Raw genomic sequence first — 16,758 nt, 5'->3', positions numbered from 1 at the left:
TTTAATGAAATTTTTATTGTGCTCAATATCTTTTCTGATGAAAATCACACTCAATGGATTAATAGTTATCTACATCTATTATAAATTTAATAGGACGAAAATTTCTAATAGCTTGAAATGTATTTTTAACTTTTAAAATAGCATCTTTAGTTTTGGTAATAGATTGTTTAGGTGGAATTTTGATAATAAATTGTTGAATGTATAAATTCCTAATTTTTGAAATTGATGGTATTGCCGGACCTAATGCATTTTCTTTAAAAATATTATTGAATGATTTTCCCAACCATTGAGCTCCTTCATCTAAAGTAGTATAATTTTTATGTTTAACAATTACTTTTATGATTCTATAATAAGGTGGATATTTATATTGCCAACGTTCATTTAATTGTTCTTTATACATTTCTTCAAAGGAATGTGTTGAAACTTGTTGCAATATTTGATGATATGGGTTAAAGGTTTGAATAATTACTTTTCCTCTTTTTTTAGCCCGCCCTGCTCTACCAGCAACTTGCACCATTAATTGATAGCTACGTTCATGAGCTCTGAAATCTGGAAAATTCAACATAGCATCGGCATTCATAACTCCCACTAAAGAAACATTTTCAAAATCTAATCCTTTGGATAACATTTGAGTACCAACCAAAATATCAATTTCATGATTTTTAAATTTTCCTAATATTTTTTGATAACCATATTTACCACGTGTGGTATCTAAATCCATTCTGCCAATATTGGCGTTTTCAAAAAGCTGTTGCAATTCCTGTTCAACTTGCTCAGTACCAAAACCTTTAGTATTTAGTTTTTCACTGCCACACGCAAAACAATTGTGTGGCATTGCTTGTTTATAACCGCAATAATGACAACGTAATTCGTTTTTAAGACTGTGATACGTTAAACTAACATCGCAATTTGGACACTGAGGAGATTCTCCACAAGTTTCACATTCTACTATTGGAGCAAATCCTCTTCTGTTTTGAAAAAGGATAACTTGTTCTCTATTTTTCAAAGCGTCTTCAATTTGTAAAATTAAATCATCAGAAAAATGACCTTTCATTCTTTTCTTACGATGTTTTTCTTTAATATCTACCAAAAAAATTTCAGGTAATAATACTTTACCAAAACGTTCATTAAGTTCTACAAGTCCATATTTACCTTGAGTTGCATTATAAAAAGTTTCAATACTTGGCGTTGCCGAACCTAATAAAACTTTAGCATTATGTTTGTTTGCTAATACAATGGCTGCATCACGAGCATGGTAACGTGGTGCGGGATCAAATTGTTTAAAAGAAGGTTCATGTTCTTCATCTACTATAATAAGACCTAAATTTGAATATGGTAAAAAAAGTGAAGAACGAGCTCCTAATATTAGTTGTGCTTTTTGTTTTTTTTCAAGAACATTATTCCATACTTCTACTCGTTCATTCATTGAATATTTGGAATGAAAAACAGATAAATATTCGCCGAAATAAAATTGCAATCGTTCTATTAATTGAGTGGTTAATGCTATTTCTGGCAACAAATAAAGTACTTGTTTTTTATTTTGAAGTAATTCTTTAATTAACTTAACATATATTTCTGTTTTTCCACTACTTGTAATTCCTTTTAATAAAACAGTTTGTTTAGTTTTAAAGTTAGATTTAATTGCTTTAAAAGCTGTAGTTTGAGAAGTAGTTAACTTTTTTATTTCTTGTGATTTTCCATCAAAATGAATTCTATCGGTTTGAATATAATAGTATTCTAAAATTCCTTTATCCACCAATGATTTTAATCCTGCAGAAGATGCTCCAAAATCTTCTTGCAATTCAATCACTTTTATTTCATTTTTTGTAGCTTTTAATTGAAAATAGGCTAAAATGATTTCACGTTGTTTTTTTGCTCTTGAAAGCATTTCTAATAATTCTGATAGTTTTTCTGAATCATTCCACTTTTGAGTGAATTGAATATATTTTACTAATTTAGGTTTGTATTGTTCATAAATATGTTCTTTTACTACAATCACTTCTTTTTCAATTAAATCTTTTATAATAGGAAAAACTGTTTTCTTCCCTAAAATTTCCATGATTTGATTTACAGAAAGTTGCGATTGAAATTGTAAAGCCTCAAAAATTAAGAATTCATCTTCAGAAAGAGTATCTTCATTTTTAAAAGAAGTATTTAATAAAATTGTAGTTTCACTTTCTAACAAAAATGCTGAAGGCAAAGCACTTCTAAATACTTCACCCAAGGAACACATATAATACTTGGCAATCCACTCCCAATGTTGTAACTGAATTTCATTTACTAGAGGTTTTTCATCTAATATCTGATAAATATCTTTAGCTTCATACCCAACAGGAGCTTCTTTATGAATAGAAAATACTAATGCGGTATATATTTTAGATTTACCAAATTCCACGGCAACACGCATTCCTTTTTTTAGAAATTCTGATTCGGCTTCTGTTATTTTATAAGTAAATAACTTTTGAAGAGGAATGGGTAATATTACGTTTATAAAATAAATGGCGATGTTTTTAAATGGTTATACAAAAATATATAAAACCCTTTTTTAAATCCTATTTAAATGATAGTTTTAAATATTATTTTTTTAAAAATACTGATTATCAATACGTTAAAATTAATTTTAATTTTTGGCACGGGGTTTGTAATTCACTAATCAGAAACTACTTGCCAAACAATAGTAGTAACCTTTAAAACCTTGAATTATGAAAAGTAAATTATTTTTAATAGTAGCGTTTTTAATAACGAGCTTTAGCATTAAAGCAACTACTAACGGAGCGGAATACAGATATTATAACGAAAATGGTGATAAATTTACATTTGTAGAACGAGGAATAACTTTTGCCGTTTTTCAAAATGGAGAATTTGATTTCTATTTAAATCAACAAAATAGTGGTATTGATATTGGCTATAGAAGTAGAAACGTAAATATCAGTTTTAATTCTGGTTATAATTATGATGCTTATGTTCAATATGATGATTATGGTGCTGTAATTCAAGTAGAAGATGTTCCTATTTATTATGACTATTATGGTAGAGTTACAGAAATTGGAAATGTAAACATTCGATATAATGGTGGAAGATTAGTACGGTTAGGTGGTTTACGTGTATTTTATAATAACTACGGATATTATTCTTACTATTCTGGATATGTAAATCGATACAACAGACATTATGCTTATCACCCATATCACAACTATTTTGTTAGACCAATATTTGATTTTAGAATTGTAAGCTACAAACCTTACAGACATTATTATAGACCAACAAGATATGCTTATCACAAAAATGAGTATAACAATAATCACAGTTATTATAACAGAAGTAATCGTTCAAATAGGTATAAAAGAAATACCTATACCACTCGAAAAAGGTTTCAAACCAATAGAATTCCGAAACGAAAAAATGAACGAATAGCAACTCGTAATAAAAGAGATTACAATGAGTATAACAGAAAAAATATAAGAAGTAACTCTTCAAATAGTATTAGAAGAAATACCGCTGTTAAACGAACAAACCATGGAAATGTAACTAGGCGAACAATTACCAATACTCATAAAGCACCTGTTAGAAAGTATAAAAATACGGTAATTAAAAAACGTACTGCTTATAAAAAACCTAATGCAGTAATTAATAAAAAAAGAACAAATTTAAAACGAAATAATGTTAAATTTCGTGAGCGAAAAGGAATAAGTAGAACTATTATTAAAAAACCTTTAAAAAGAAACCATAGTAAAACTGTAAACACAAGAAAAAGAAGAGGTTAATAATTTGAATTAGTTAATTTTTAAAAGAGCTTTGCAGCAATGTAAAGCTCTTTTGTGTTAAAACAGTATTCTTATCTATTGTTCATTATGATAAAATTTCGTCAATTCGAGTGAATTTTAGCCTTTTTAGGCTTAAAATTAGTATCAAGAATAGAAATTTAGTCAAAAAAATAGTTCTCGATACAATTTTTTATCAAAAATTACTCGACCTGACGTTATTATTAGCTGTAAAGCTTTTATTGTAACGTACAAATCGGCAATCTAAATCGGTGTTTTTTAAATGAATTCCGAAGAAAAATCAATAAAATATTATTAAACCTAACAGGTTTTAAAAACCTGTTAGGTTTAACTAGACTTTAAATAAAATAACTTTCACTATAAATCTTCTTTTGTTTCTGGAGCTCTTTTTTTAGCCTTTTTACTTCCTTCATACATATCATACCTAACAAATCGGCAATCTAAATCTGCATTTTTAAGCGGAATTCTTTTTGAAGTTCGCAAACCAACATGCTTTAAAGCTTCCATATCTGAAGTAATAAACCAAACTGTTGAATCTGGATAACCATGTTTTAAAGTATCTCCAATTTTTTTATAAAATTCTTTAACATCAATAGATAAACGCTCTCCATAAGGTGGATTAAATAAAATGGTAGTTTTTCCAAAAACTTCTTTTACCGAGTTAAAAAAGTTGACATGATGTACGCCAATAAATTCGCTTAAATTTGCATTTTTGATATTATCATTGGCTTTTCTAACGGCAGAAGGAGCCTTGTCAAATCCCATAATTTTAAAATGAGATTCTTTTGCTTTTTTCAACAACGAATCTTGAATGGTGTAAAATAAATCTTCATCATAATCCTCCCATTTTTCAAAAGCAAATTCAACTCGGTTTATATTTGCAGGAATATTATTTGCAATCATAGCTGCTTCAATTAAAATGGTACCTGAACCACACATTGGGTCAATAAAATTACAATCGCCCGTGTAACCAGAAAGCAACACTAAACCAGCAGCTAAAACTTCATTTATTGGTGCAATATTGGTAGCAGTTCTATAACCTCTTTTATGTAACGACATCCCCGAACTATCTAATGAAACTGTACAATAATCTTTTTGAATATGTACATGTATTTTAACATCAGGATGTTTGGTATCTACATTGGGTCTTTTATGATATTTATGTCTAAAATAATCGGCAATAGCATCTTTTGATTTTAATGAAATATAATGTGAATTTGTAGTGAAATGTTTAGAGTTTACCACCGCTCCAATAGAAAACGTGGTATCCACATTCATAATTCGTTCCCAATTAATTTCTTGCAATTTTTTATATAAATCATCCTCATCAAAAACCTTAAAACTTTTAATAGGTTTAAGTATTCTAATGGCAGTTCTTAATGCTAAGTTAGCTTTATACATAAAGCCTTTATCTCCAAAAAAAGAAACGCTTCTAACCCCAATAGTTACCTTTTGTGCTCCTAAATTTTTTAATTCTGTGGCTAACACTTCTTCTAATCCGAATAATGTTGTAGCAACCATTTTAAAATCGTGATTCATATCTTATAAATATTTGCAAAAATACTATTATAAATCATATAAAATACCTTTAAATAATTAATGACTTTATATTACTAAAACAAATACGACTTTTACTTAAAACAATTTAGTATTTTTGTACGCAATTTTAACTTATGGGAACTACTAAAGACTGGTTTGTTTCTTGGTTTAACACCAAGTATTATCACACTTTATATAAAAATAGAGATGATGATGAAGCACAATTATTTATGAAAAATATAGTCGCTTTTTTAAATTTAAAAAAGAATGCTAAATTATTAGATTTAGGTTGCGGAAAAGGACGACATGCTATTTTTTTGAATTCACTAGGTTTTAATGTTGTTGGAGCCGATTTATCTTCCAATAGTATTGCTTACGCCAAGCAATTTGAAAACAAAACGCTTCACTTTTATGAACATGATATGCGAGTTCCTTTCAAATCAAAATTTGACGCTATTTTTAATTTATTTACCAGTTTTGGTTTTTTTGAAGATGATGCTGAAGACATTAAAATATTGGAAAATATTAAAAATGGATTAAATAAAAATGGAATTGCTATTATAGATTTTATGAATGCTAAAAAAGTAAATGAAAATTTAATACCATTTGAAGAAAAAACAATTGACGGAATTACTTTTAAAATGCATAGATTTATAGAAAATGGTTTTGTCCATAAACAAATTAAGTTTTTTGCGGATGGTAAAAATCATGAGTTTATTGAAAAAGTTAAACTTATTGATTTTAAAAAAGCTGAATTTTATATGAAAACAGTTGGATTCACTATAAAACATAAATTTGGAAATTATCAATTAGAAGATTTCAATGAAGCAACTTCAGATAGATTAATTTTAGTTTTAGAATGACTTATTTAGTATTAATAGCATCGGTTTTAGTAGGAATTATTATAGTTTATGGTTTAAAACCCGGTAATAAAACCATACAATTATTGCTCTCTTTTAGTGGAGCTTATTTATTAGCCATTTCTATTTTACATTTATTACCAGAAGTTTATGCCGTATATAATAAGACTATTGGTGCATACATTTTATTAGGATTATTACTTCAACTTGTATTAGATTTTTTTTCAAAAGGAGCAGAACATGGTCATATTCATGTACAAAATAGCAGTATTTTCCCTTGGGCATTATTTATTGGTTTAAGTATTCATGCCTTTATGGAAGGAATTCCTTTAGCTCATAATTTACATCACGAACATTTACTTTGGGCAATTGTAGTTCATAAAATACCTGTTGCTATTATTTTAGGAACATTTTTTGTAAAGTCTTCTATTCCAAAAATACAGGCAATATTGTTTTTATTAGTTTTTGCATTAATGTCGCCATTAGGTAGTTTTATTGGAGAAAATAGTCAGTTTTTGCTTCGCTATAAATCTGAAATAATGGCTATTATTATAGGAATATTTTTACATATTTCTACTATAATACTATTTGAATCTTCAAAAGATCACAAATTTAATTTATTAAAATTTATAGCTATTTTAATAGGAATGGCTGTTGCATTTTTAACTTAATTAGCAACTTCACTAATAAATTTAATACGCATTAATCGCAGTTCATCTTCATCATATTCGCCTTCAAATTCATCTAAAGCATCTTGAATTCTATCGGATTCAGCTTCCATAAAGTAATCAAATATTTCTTCTTGCTGCTCTTCATCTAAATGTTCATTAATGCAATAACTTATATTTAATTTGGTGCCACTATATACAATTCGTTGCATTTCTTCTAAAAGTTCATTAAACTTAAGACCTTTTGATTTTGCAATATCCATTAAAGGAAGTTTTTTGTCTGTATTTTGAATGATAAATAATTTTAAACTAGAATTTACTCCGGTACTTTTCACCACAATATCATCTGGTCTAACAATATCATTTTCTTCAACATACTTTGCAATTAATTCAATAAAAGGTTTACCATATTTATGAGCTTTCCCTTCTCCTACACCATAAATATTCTTTAATTCATCCATAGAAATCGGATATTTTAAAGTCATATCTTCTAAAGAAGTTTCTTGAATAACGGCATAAGGAGGAACACCATTCTTTTTTGCAACAGATTTTTGCAAATTTTTTAGCATTTTCATTAAAATATCGTCTAGTCCACCACCACCAGATTTTTGATTGGTAATAATAGAGGAGTCGTTTTCATCATCATAAGTGTGATCTTCTGTCATCATAAAAGAAAAAGGCTTTTCTATAAAATCAGTTCCTTTTTTCGTGATTTTTATAACTCCATATTCTTCTATTTCTTTTCTTAAAAAACCAGCTACTAATGCTTGACGAATTAAAGCCATCCAATATTTATCGGTATGATTTTCACCCAATCCAAAAAATGGTTTTTCATCTGATTTATGCGATTTTAATAAAGCATTAACCTTTCCAATTAGCACATTAACAACTTCTTTTGCTTTATATTTTTGAAAAGATTTAGTAACTATTTCTAATAGGGTTTTAAGTTCATCTTTGGCTTCGGATTTTTTCTTTGGATTTTTAACATTATCATCCATAGAAGCTCCTTCTCCATTAACTCCATCAAAATCTTCTCCAAAATAATGTAACAAATATTTTCTTCGAGACATAGATGTTTCAGCATATCCTACCACTTCTTGCAATAATGCATTTCCAATTTCTTGTTCGGCCACAGGTTTTCCAGCTAAAAATTTTTCTAATTTTTCAATGTCTTTATATGCATAAAATGCCAAACAATAACCTTCACCTCCATCACGTCCTGCTCTACCTGTTTCTTGATAATAACTTTCTAAACTTTTAGGGATATCATGATGAATTACAAATCGAACATCGGGCTTGTCAATACCCATTCCAAAGGCAATGGTAGCAACAACCACATCAATATCTTCCATTAAAAACATATCTTGATGTTTACTTCTGGTTTTAGCATCTAAACCCGCATGATAAGGAACTGCTTTTACACCATTTACTTGTAAAACTTGTGCAATTTCTTCCACTTTTTTTCTACTTAAACAATAAATAATACCTGATTTATTTTGAAATTGGCGAACAAATTTAATAATATCAGCTTCTATATTTTTAGTTTTTGGACGAACTTCATAAAATAAATTAGCTCTATTAAATGATGCTTTAAACGTTTTTGGATCTTTTAATCCTAGCGTTTTAATAATGTCTTCCTGAACTTTTTCAGTTGCAGTAGCCGTTAGCCCAATAATAGGAACATCATCTATTTCTTTAATTATATGTTTTAAATTCCGGTATTCAGGTCTAAAATCATGTCCCCATTCCGAAATACAATGTGCTTCATCAATAGCTACAAATGATATTTTTTGCTTTTTTAAAAAATTAGCATATTCTTCCTTTATTAAAGATTCTGGAGCAACATATAATAATTTGGTAACGCCATTCTCAATATCGCTCATTACTTTTTTAACTTCTGTTTTATTCAAAGAAGAATTTAGCACATGTGCAATACCTTGATTTTCAGATATTCCTCTAATAGCATCCACTTGGTTTTTCATTAACGCTATTAAAGGGGAAACTACAATAGCCGTACCTTCTTGCATTAAAGCAGGCAATTGGTAACATAATGATTTTCCACCTCCTGTGGGCATCACCACGAAAGTGTTATTACGGTTTAAAATACTTTTTATTACTTTTTCTTGTAAGCCTTTGAATTTATCAAATCCAAAATATTTTTTTAAAGCGTCGTGTAAATCTAATTCCGAACTGTTCATTTTTGCTTTTAAAAATTATTTTTTACTAACTTTTTTTAGTAGCTAGTCCTGTTTTTAATTTTATTTTAAAGTTAACTTTAACTTTTTTTAGTAGTTTACTCAAATATCTAGTTAAATAAATTTATTTTTGTTTGCTAATTAAAGGTATAACATTTTTTTAAATCAAATACTTAACTTTTGAAAAATAAAAATACAATTATTGAAAATGCTAAGCAAACAATTCTTACAGAAAGTAAAGCTATAGCAAATTTAGTTAATTTTTTAAATGACGATTTTAAAAACGCCGTAAATTTTATCTATAATTCTAAAGGAAGAGTTATCGTTACCGGAATAGGTAAAAGTGCTAATATTGCTACTAAAATTGTAGCAACTTTTAATTCAACAGGTACACCTGCTATTTTTATGCATGCTGCAGATGCTATTCATGGAGATCTTGGCACTATTCAAAATAATGATGTGGTAATTTGTATTTCAAAAAGCGGAAATACTCCTGAAATTAAAGTTTTGGTTCCATTAATTAAAAATTACGGAAATAAAATTATTGCAATTACTGGTAATTTAGAATCGTTTTTAGGAACAAATGCCAATTTTGTTTTAAATTCTTTTGTAGAAAAAGAAGCTTGCCGAAACAATTTAGCTCCAACTTCTAGCACCACAGCTCAATTAGTTATAGGAGATGCTTTGGCTGTTTGCCTATTGGAACTTAAAAACTTTTCAAGTAAAGACTTTGCTAAATATCATCCTGGTGGAGCTTTAGGTAAAAAACTTTATTTGAGGGTTAATGATTTAATAAATAAAAATGAATTGCCCAAAGTTGAACCTTTAACTCCCATTAAAGATGTTATTATTGAAATATCAAAAAAACGTTTAGGAACAACTGCGGTTATTGAAAATAATAAAATTGTTGGAATAATTACAGATGGTGATTTAAGGCGAATGTTAGAAAGTAATACCGATATTAGCACTTTAATAGCTAAAGATATTATGAGTAAAAATCCTAAAACTATTAATAGTAATGAAATGGCTGTTAAAGCTTTAAAAACATTGGAAAAAAATAATATAACTCAAATTTTGGTAGAAGACAATTCCGTTTTTGTAGGTGTTGTACATTTACACGATTTATTAAAAGAAGGAATATTTTAAATGAAAGATAAAAAAAATAAAGATAAGGACGAAATGTCCTTTTTAGATCACGTTGAAGAATTACGTTGGCATTTAGTACGTTCTACATTGGCAATTTTTGTTTTCGGTATTATTGCTTTTTTAATGAAAGGCTTTATTTTTGATAACATTATATTTGCTCCAAAAAATCCTAATTTTATAACTTACCGCTTTTTTTGTAGTGTATCTAAGTTTTTTGGTGCAGATGGTTTATGTATTACTGAAATTCCTTTTAAGTTTCAAAGTTTAGCAATGGGTGAACAGTTTAGCGTTCATATTTGGACGTCAATTACTGTGGGAATTATATTAGCATTCCCTTTTATTGTATGGGAATTTTGGAAATTTATTAGTCCAGGTTTATATGAAAAAGAACGAAAAGGAGCCAAAACTTTTATCATTATTTCTTCCTTTTTATTTTTTGTAGGAGTTTTGTTTGGATATTTTATTATTACTCCTTTATCAATTAATTTTCTAGGAAACTATTCAGTGAGTGATTTAGTAGCAAGAAATATTAAAATAGGTTCTTATATTTCATTAATGCGTTCCACAGTTTTAGCCAGTGGATTAATTTTTGAATTACCTATTGTTATGTATTTTTTAACCAAAATGGGCATAGTAACTCCTGAATTTTTAAAAACATACCGTAAGCATGCTTTAGTAGTGATATTAATGTTAGCGGCCATTATTACACCTCCAGATATTATTAGTCAGATAATTGTTACTATTCCAATAATGGGATTATATGAAATTAGCATTTATATTTCAAAAATTGTGCTAAAAAAAGAACGTAAAAAAAAGGAAAGTGATGGGGAAACAGCTTGACGAATTTAATGAATATCGAAAAAAAATGAATGATAAATTATTATCTGAAGATAATAAAGTTATCAAACGAATTTTTAATTTAGATACAAATGCCTACCAAAAAGGGCATTTACCTGTTAAAACAAAAGAATTAATGGGGTTAGTAGCTTCCACGGTTTTACGTTGTGATGATTGTATTAAATATCATTTAGAAACTTGTTTTAAAGAAGGCGTTACCAAAGAAGAAGTAATGGAAACGTTATCTTATTGCAACTTTAGTTGGCGGAACTATTGTAATACCTCATTTACGCAGAGCTTATGAGTTTTGGGAACTATTAGAAACTAATAAAAAATAAAAATCAACTATGATTTTAAAAGCAGATAACATCAAAAAGAAATACGGTAGTAAATATGTAGTTAAAGGAATTTCTTTAGAAGTTGAACAAGGTGAAATTGTGGGATTACTTGGTCCAAATGGAGCTGGTAAAACCACTTCTTTTTATATGATTGTTGGTATGATTAAACCAAATGAAGGTCATATTATTTTAGATAATAAAGAAATAACCACTTATCCTATGTATAAAAGAGCCATAGAAGGTGTTGGTTATTTAGCACAAGAAGCATCCGTTTTTAGAAAATTATCGGTAGAAGATAATATTTTATCTGTTTTACAATTCACGAATTTATCGGTAAACGAACAAAAGAAAAAATTAGAATCCTTAATTGATGAATTTAGTTTAGGGAATTTTAGAAAAAATAGAGGTGATTTATTGTCTGGTGGCGAACGAAGAAGAACAGAAATAGCCAGAGCTTTAGCATCAGATCCAAAATTTATTTTATTAGATGAACCTTTTGCAGGGGTTGATCCTATTGCAGTGGAAGATATTCAAAGTATTGTTGCACATTTAAAAGATAGAAATATTGGTATTTTAATAACCGACCATAATGTACAGGAAACTTTAGCAATAACTGACCGAACCTACTTAATGTTTGAAGGTGAAATTTTAAAAGAAGGCACTCCAAAAGAACTAGCTGAAGATGAAACTGTTAGGCGTGTTTATTTAGGTAAAGACTTTGAGCTTAAAAAGAAAAAGTTTTAACTATGCAATTTTTTATAACTATTTTCAATTAAAGAAAGGATTACATATACCAAAATTATCATTGGTATTGCCATAAATTTTATAATAATAATAAATAGTATTGTTATTACAATAAAAACGACTTTAATTACATCTTTCTTCCATTCAAAATTTTTAAATTTTAACGAAAATAAAGGAATTTCAGCATTCATTAAAAAAGTTAATATCAAGGTTATTCCAATTAAAAACCAAGTATTTTCAATCAGCATATTTGAAAAATAGCTATCTGAATATGCCAATATTAAAGGAAACGAAATTACCACTAAAGCTGCTGCAGGAGTTGGTAAACCAATAAAAGAACTTGTTTGTCTTTCGTCTAAATTAAATTTAGCCAATCTGTAAGCTGCACCCAAAGTTATTAGTAAACCTATTAATGAAATTAAAAACGGTACGGAAAATGAAAAATCATCCTGATTTGTTAGTACTGAATAATCCCAATGTTCATTTTTTGAAGCTTTTAAAAGTAACTGCATCATTACAATTCCGGGTGCAACACCACTTGTAACCATATCTGCTAACGAATCTAATTGTTTTCCTAATTCGCCTTGCACTTTTAATAAACGTGCGGTAAATCCATCAAAAAAATCAAAAAATATACCTAGTAATATAAAATAAGCTGCTAATACTAAAGCATTATTTGCTGCAAAATATACGGCAATACTTCCTGATAATAAATTAAGTAAAGTAATAAAATTAGGTACTTGTTTCCTTAAAGTCATTTTTAAAAATTTCAGTAAATTTAGTAAATGTTTTTTGTACTTTTCAGTTTTATTTTAAAGAACTCACATGCCAATAAATGAATCTAAATACACTCCAAACTTTATTTTTAAAAACAAACATATAAATACGGCATTTAAAACCTTAGTTTATCATCAAAAAATTAATTACAAACGAGAAAGAATTGAAACACCAGATAACGATTTTTTAGACCTTGATTTTTCTACTAAAAATTCTGAAACTTGTGTAATTGCCTTACACGGTTTGGAAGGAAGTGCTACCTCAAAATATATTATTTCGGCTATAAGTTATTTAAACAATCAAGGAATTGATGCTGTTGCTGTTAATTTTAGAGGTTGCAGTGGTGAACCAAATAAACAACCTTACTCCTACCACAGTGGAAAAACGGACGATTTGAGTTTAGTGATTAATTATATTATTAAAAATTATACCTATAAAAATATATTTTTATTAGGTTATAGTATGGGAGGAAATATAATGTTGAAATATTTAGGTGAAACGGAAAATATAAATCCAATTATTAAAGGAGGTATTGCTTTTTCGGTTCCTTGTGATTTAAAAGGTTCTGCTGAAGCTCTCAGTTCTAAGCATAATAAAATCTATTTAAATCGATTTTTAAAAACATTAAAAGATAAAACCTTTAAAATTATTCATAAATATCCAACTATAAATTTATCTAAAGAAAAAATTATAAACTCAAAAACTTTTGAAGATTTTGACAATGCAGTAACCGCTCCTTTATTCCATTTTAAAAATGCAGAAGATTATTATTCTAAAAACAGTAGTAAACCCTTTATTAAAAACATTAAAACTCCTACACTATTAGTAAACGCTTTAGATGATGTATTTTTATCAGAAACCTGTTATCCTTATAAAATATGTAAAAACAATAAACAAGTTACTTTTGAAACTCCAAAATATGGAGGTCACGTTGGTTTTAACACTTCGTTTATAACTAAAAATAATACTTGGGGAGAACAACGTATTTTACAATTTATAACTAGCATTTTACAGAATTGAAAGGTTTATTAACAAAGTTTTTTTACATTCGCTTTATAAAATTATTATCTTGAAAAAAAGTATTGTCTTATTATTATTCCTCTCTAACATAATTGTAGCACAAACTACTCGAAAATATTCTAATGAATTTTTAAATATTGGTGTAGATGCAGCTGCCTTTGGAATGAGTAAAGCCGTAGTTGCAACCAGTAATGATGTCAATTCTGGATATTGGAATCCTGCGGGGTTAATTGGAATAGAAGATTACCAAGGCTCTTTAATGCATTCCGAATATTTTGCAGGTATAGGAAAATATGATTATGCTGGTTTTGCTATGCCTATTGATGATAGAAGTGCTCTTGCAATTTCAGTAATACGATTTGGCGTAGATGATATTTTAAACACAACAGAACTTATTGATAGTGAGGGGAATATAGACTACAACCGAATTAGTTTGTTTTCTGCTACAGATTATGCTTTAAATTTTAGCTATGCCAGACAATTACATATTGAAGGTTTAAATGTTGGTTTTAATACAAAAATTGTTCATAGAATCATTGGAAAATTTGCAACTTCTTGGGGTTTTGGCTTTGATGCAGGACTTACTTATGCAACTAATTCCTGGAAATTTGGATTAATGTTACGTGATATTACTACCACTTTTAATACTTGGAGTATTAATGCTACGGAATTTGAAAAAATTAAAGATGCCATTCCTGGTCAAAATCAAGAGTTACCAGAAACTACCGAATTAACATTGCCTAAAGCACAACTTGGTATTGCTAGAAATTTTGCAATTACGCGAGATATAAATTTATTAACTGAACTAGATTTAAATATGCGTTTTACTAAAACTAATGATATAATTTCAAGTAGTTTTGTTAGCGTTGATCCAGCATTTGGATTTCAGGTTTCCTACATTGATATAGTTTTTTTACGTGGTGGTGTTGGTAATTTTCAAAATGAAACACAATTTGATGGTAGCAAAAATATAGTATTACAACCAAATTTTGGCGTGGGTTTTAAATATAATGGTATTCAAATAGATTATGCTTTAACAAACATTGCAAACGTTGGTAATGCGTTGTATTCTAATGTTTTTTCTATAAAAGTGGACTTTGATTATTTTAGATAAAATGAAAAAAATATACCTAATACTTTTAATTCTTTGTTTCGCTATTCCACAACTAAATGCACAAAAATTATCGGATAGTGCAACCGTTAGTGTTATTACTTGCGGACCAGGTAGTGAACTTTATTCTGCTTTTGGGCACAGTGCTTTTAGAGTTCACGATCCTGTTTTACATTTAGATAAAGTTTATAACTATGGAACTTTTGACTTTAATGCTCCTAATTTTTATTTCAATTTTGCAAAAGGTAAATTAATTTATCAACTTTCTACTGCTAGTTTCACTCGTTTTATACGAGAATATCAATATGAAAATAGATGGGTAAAAGCACAAGAATTAAATCTCACAACCGCTGATGTTCAAAAGGTTTTTAATTTTTTAGAAAATAATGCAAAGCCACAGAATAAATACTATCGATACGATTTTTTCTACAATAATTGTGCTACTAAACTAGAAGCTATTATTCAACAAGTTTTAAAAAATAAAGTAACGTTTAGCTATAATTATATTAAAACTAATAAAACGCATCGAGATTTAATTACCGATTACACCCAAAATTTTAAATGGGCGAAATTTGGAATTGACTTGGCTTTAGGTTCTGTAATTGATAAAAACGCAGCTAAAAAGGATTATAATTTTTTACCAGATTATATTTTTGAAACTTTTAAAAATGCCACAATTACTACAGAAAATAATCAAAAAGAGCCTTTGGTTAAAAAAACTTTGACTATTCTTTCAAACAAAAAAATCAAAGAAACTTATAATTTATTTTCACCTTTTAATACCATTCTTTTAATAAGTTTACTAATTATAGTTGTTACCTACAGCAATTATAAACATAAAACTAGAACTAAAATTATAGATTTTCTATTATATTTTAGTACTGGAATTATTGGGATTGTGGTGTTACTGTTATGGTTTGCCACATCGCACACGGCAACGTATAAAAATCTCAATTTTTTGTGGGCTTTTGCACCAAATTTAGTTATAGCGTTTTATTTATTAAAAACAAAATTACCAAATTGGATTATTATTTATAATAAAATTTTATTATTACTTATCGCAATTGCTTTGGTTGTTTGGATATTTAAAATTCAGGTATTTAATACTGCATTAATAGCTTTTATCTTTGCACTTATTACCAGGTATTTATTTTTGATTGATTTTAAACAATACTTCGATAAGCTTTTAAGATAAGTTACAATGTTGTGGGATTACTTTGTCGTGAAATACTCCTGCAGTAGCGTCATTGCGAACGGAACGGAATGAAATGTAGTGAAGCAATCTGTTTCTTTTATTGATGAGATTACTTCGTCGTTATCACTCCTCGCAATGACGTGAGAAAGTGTATAAAATTCCTCATAACAACGTCATTGCGAGCGGAATGAAATGTAGTGAAGCAATCTGCTGCTTCTATTGATGAGATTACTTCGTCGTTATCTCTTCCTCGTAATGATGTGAGAAAGTGTATAAAATTCCTCATAACAACGTCATTGCGAGCGGAATGAAATGTAGTGAAGCAATCTGCTGCTCTATTGATGAGATTACTTCAGTCGTGCCTCTTTCGTAATGACGTGATGCGATAGAGTGACAGATTACTTCGTCGTTATTACTCCTCCTTTAGATTAGCAAAGTTAAAATATTACATTTAATTTACATAATTGTTAATTACAAAGAATCTTTATTTCTTTGATAAAAAAAGAATGGAGTGAACTTATCGTTCCTCTAGATTTATTAGATCAA

13 protein-coding genes and 1 pseudogene are annotated in these 16,758 nt (G+C 28.3%); 10 read left to right on the top strand and 4 right to left on the bottom strand.

What is annotated here, in order from left to right; all coding sequences use genetic code 11:
* Window positions 1-58: 58 nt before the first annotated feature.
* Entirely contained in the window at window positions 59-2,500 is a 2,442-nt protein-coding gene (gene priA, locus L3J60_RS04780) for a primosomal protein N' (RefSeq protein ID WP_291974383.1), read from the bottom strand.
* A gap of 202 nt (window positions 2,501-2,702) precedes the next feature.
* Between priA and L3J60_RS04775 the strand changes: the two genes are divergently transcribed.
* The gene (locus L3J60_RS04775) at window positions 2,703-3,764 is read left to right on the top strand and encodes a hypothetical protein (protein WP_291974350.1); all 1,062 of its coding nucleotides are present in this window, start codon (window positions 2,703-2,705) and stop codon (window positions 3,762-3,764) included.
* Between the two features lie 375 nt (window positions 3,765-4,139).
* Here the strand turns inward: L3J60_RS04775 and L3J60_RS04770 are convergent, their stop codons facing one another.
* Window positions 4,140-5,321 (bottom strand): class I SAM-dependent RNA methyltransferase, encoded by a 1,182-nt coding sequence (locus L3J60_RS04770; protein ID WP_291974349.1) that lies wholly within the window; start codon window positions 5,319-5,321, stop codon window positions 4,140-4,142.
* A 134-nt stretch (window positions 5,322-5,455) separates the two neighbouring features.
* Between L3J60_RS04770 and L3J60_RS04765 the strand changes: the two genes are divergently transcribed.
* Window positions 5,456-6,184, top strand: coding sequence for a class I SAM-dependent methyltransferase (locus L3J60_RS04765; protein ID WP_291974348.1), 729 nt, complete (start codon window positions 5,456-5,458; stop codon window positions 6,182-6,184).
* Complete coding sequence (locus L3J60_RS04760) at window positions 6,181-6,852, top strand: ZIP family metal transporter (protein WP_291974347.1); 672 nt, start codon at window positions 6,181-6,183, stop codon at window positions 6,850-6,852. The genes L3J60_RS04765 and L3J60_RS04760 overlap by 4 nt, the downstream gene beginning before the upstream one ends.
* On the opposite strand, the gene L3J60_RS04755 is transcribed toward L3J60_RS04760, so the two are convergent.
* Window positions 6,849-9,047 carry an ATP-dependent DNA helicase RecQ gene (locus L3J60_RS04755; RefSeq protein ID WP_291974346.1) on the bottom strand — a complete coding sequence of 733 codons (2,199 nt, stop codon included), beginning with the start codon at window positions 9,045-9,047 and terminating at the stop codon, window positions 6,849-6,851. The genes L3J60_RS04760 and L3J60_RS04755 overlap by 4 nt on opposite strands.
* Window positions 9,048-9,224: 177 nt before the next feature.
* On the opposite strand from L3J60_RS04755, the gene L3J60_RS04750 reads away from it, so the two are divergent.
* The 4 genes and pseudogenes from L3J60_RS04750 to lptB all read left to right on the top strand — a co-directional run bounded on the left by L3J60_RS04750 (window position 9,225) and on the right by lptB (window position 12,109).
* A complete protein-coding gene (locus L3J60_RS04750) occupies window positions 9,225-10,190 on the top strand; it encodes a KpsF/GutQ family sugar-phosphate isomerase (protein WP_291974345.1) in 966 nt (321 codons plus the stop codon).
* Window positions 10,191-11,030, top strand: coding sequence for a twin-arginine translocase subunit TatC (tatC, locus tag L3J60_RS04745; protein ID WP_291974344.1), 840 nt, complete (start codon window positions 10,191-10,193; stop codon window positions 11,028-11,030).
* Window positions 11,014-11,365: pseudogene (locus L3J60_RS04740) on the top strand (carboxymuconolactone decarboxylase family protein). Before tatC ends, L3J60_RS04740 begins: the two are co-directional and overlap by 17 nt.
* Window positions 11,366-11,374: 9 nt before the next feature.
* Complete coding sequence (gene lptB, locus L3J60_RS04735; RefSeq protein ID WP_291974343.1) at window positions 11,375-12,109, top strand: LPS export ABC transporter ATP-binding protein; 735 nt, start codon at window positions 11,375-11,377, stop codon at window positions 12,107-12,109.
* On the opposite strand, the gene L3J60_RS04730 is transcribed toward lptB, so the two are convergent.
* Window positions 12,106-12,867, bottom strand: a complete 762-nt coding sequence (locus L3J60_RS04730) for a CDP-alcohol phosphatidyltransferase family protein (protein WP_291974342.1) — start codon at window positions 12,865-12,867, stop codon at window positions 12,106-12,108. The genes lptB and L3J60_RS04730 overlap by 4 nt on opposite strands.
* Window positions 12,868-12,934: 67 nt before the next feature.
* On the opposite strand from L3J60_RS04730, the gene L3J60_RS04725 reads away from it, so the two are divergent.
* From L3J60_RS04725 to L3J60_RS04715, 3 genes are read left to right on the top strand one after another with little or no spacing between them, the layout of a single operon-like run.
* Window positions 12,935-13,906: an alpha/beta fold hydrolase gene (locus L3J60_RS04725; protein ID WP_291974341.1), complete on the top strand. Its 972-nt coding sequence runs from the start codon at window positions 12,935-12,937 to the stop codon at window positions 13,904-13,906.
* A 49-nt stretch (window positions 13,907-13,955) separates the two neighbouring features.
* Window positions 13,956-15,020, top strand: coding sequence for a PorV/PorQ family protein (locus L3J60_RS04720; RefSeq protein WP_291974340.1), 1,065 nt, complete (start codon window positions 13,956-13,958; stop codon window positions 15,018-15,020).
* A 1-nt stretch (window position 15,021) separates the two neighbouring features.
* Window positions 15,022-16,212: a DUF4105 domain-containing protein gene (locus L3J60_RS04715; RefSeq protein WP_291974339.1), complete on the top strand. Its 1,191-nt coding sequence runs from the start codon at window positions 15,022-15,024 to the stop codon at window positions 16,210-16,212.
* Window positions 16,213-16,758: the final 546 nt, after the last annotated feature.

Origin of the sequence: Lutibacter sp., from assembly GCF_021647475.1 — a bacterium.
In the GTDB taxonomy this organism is placed as follows: domain Bacteria; phylum Bacteroidota; class Bacteroidia; order Flavobacteriales; family Flavobacteriaceae; genus Lutibacter.
Note: the sequence above shows the minus strand (reverse complement) of the source record. Positions and strands in the feature narration are given on the sequence as shown.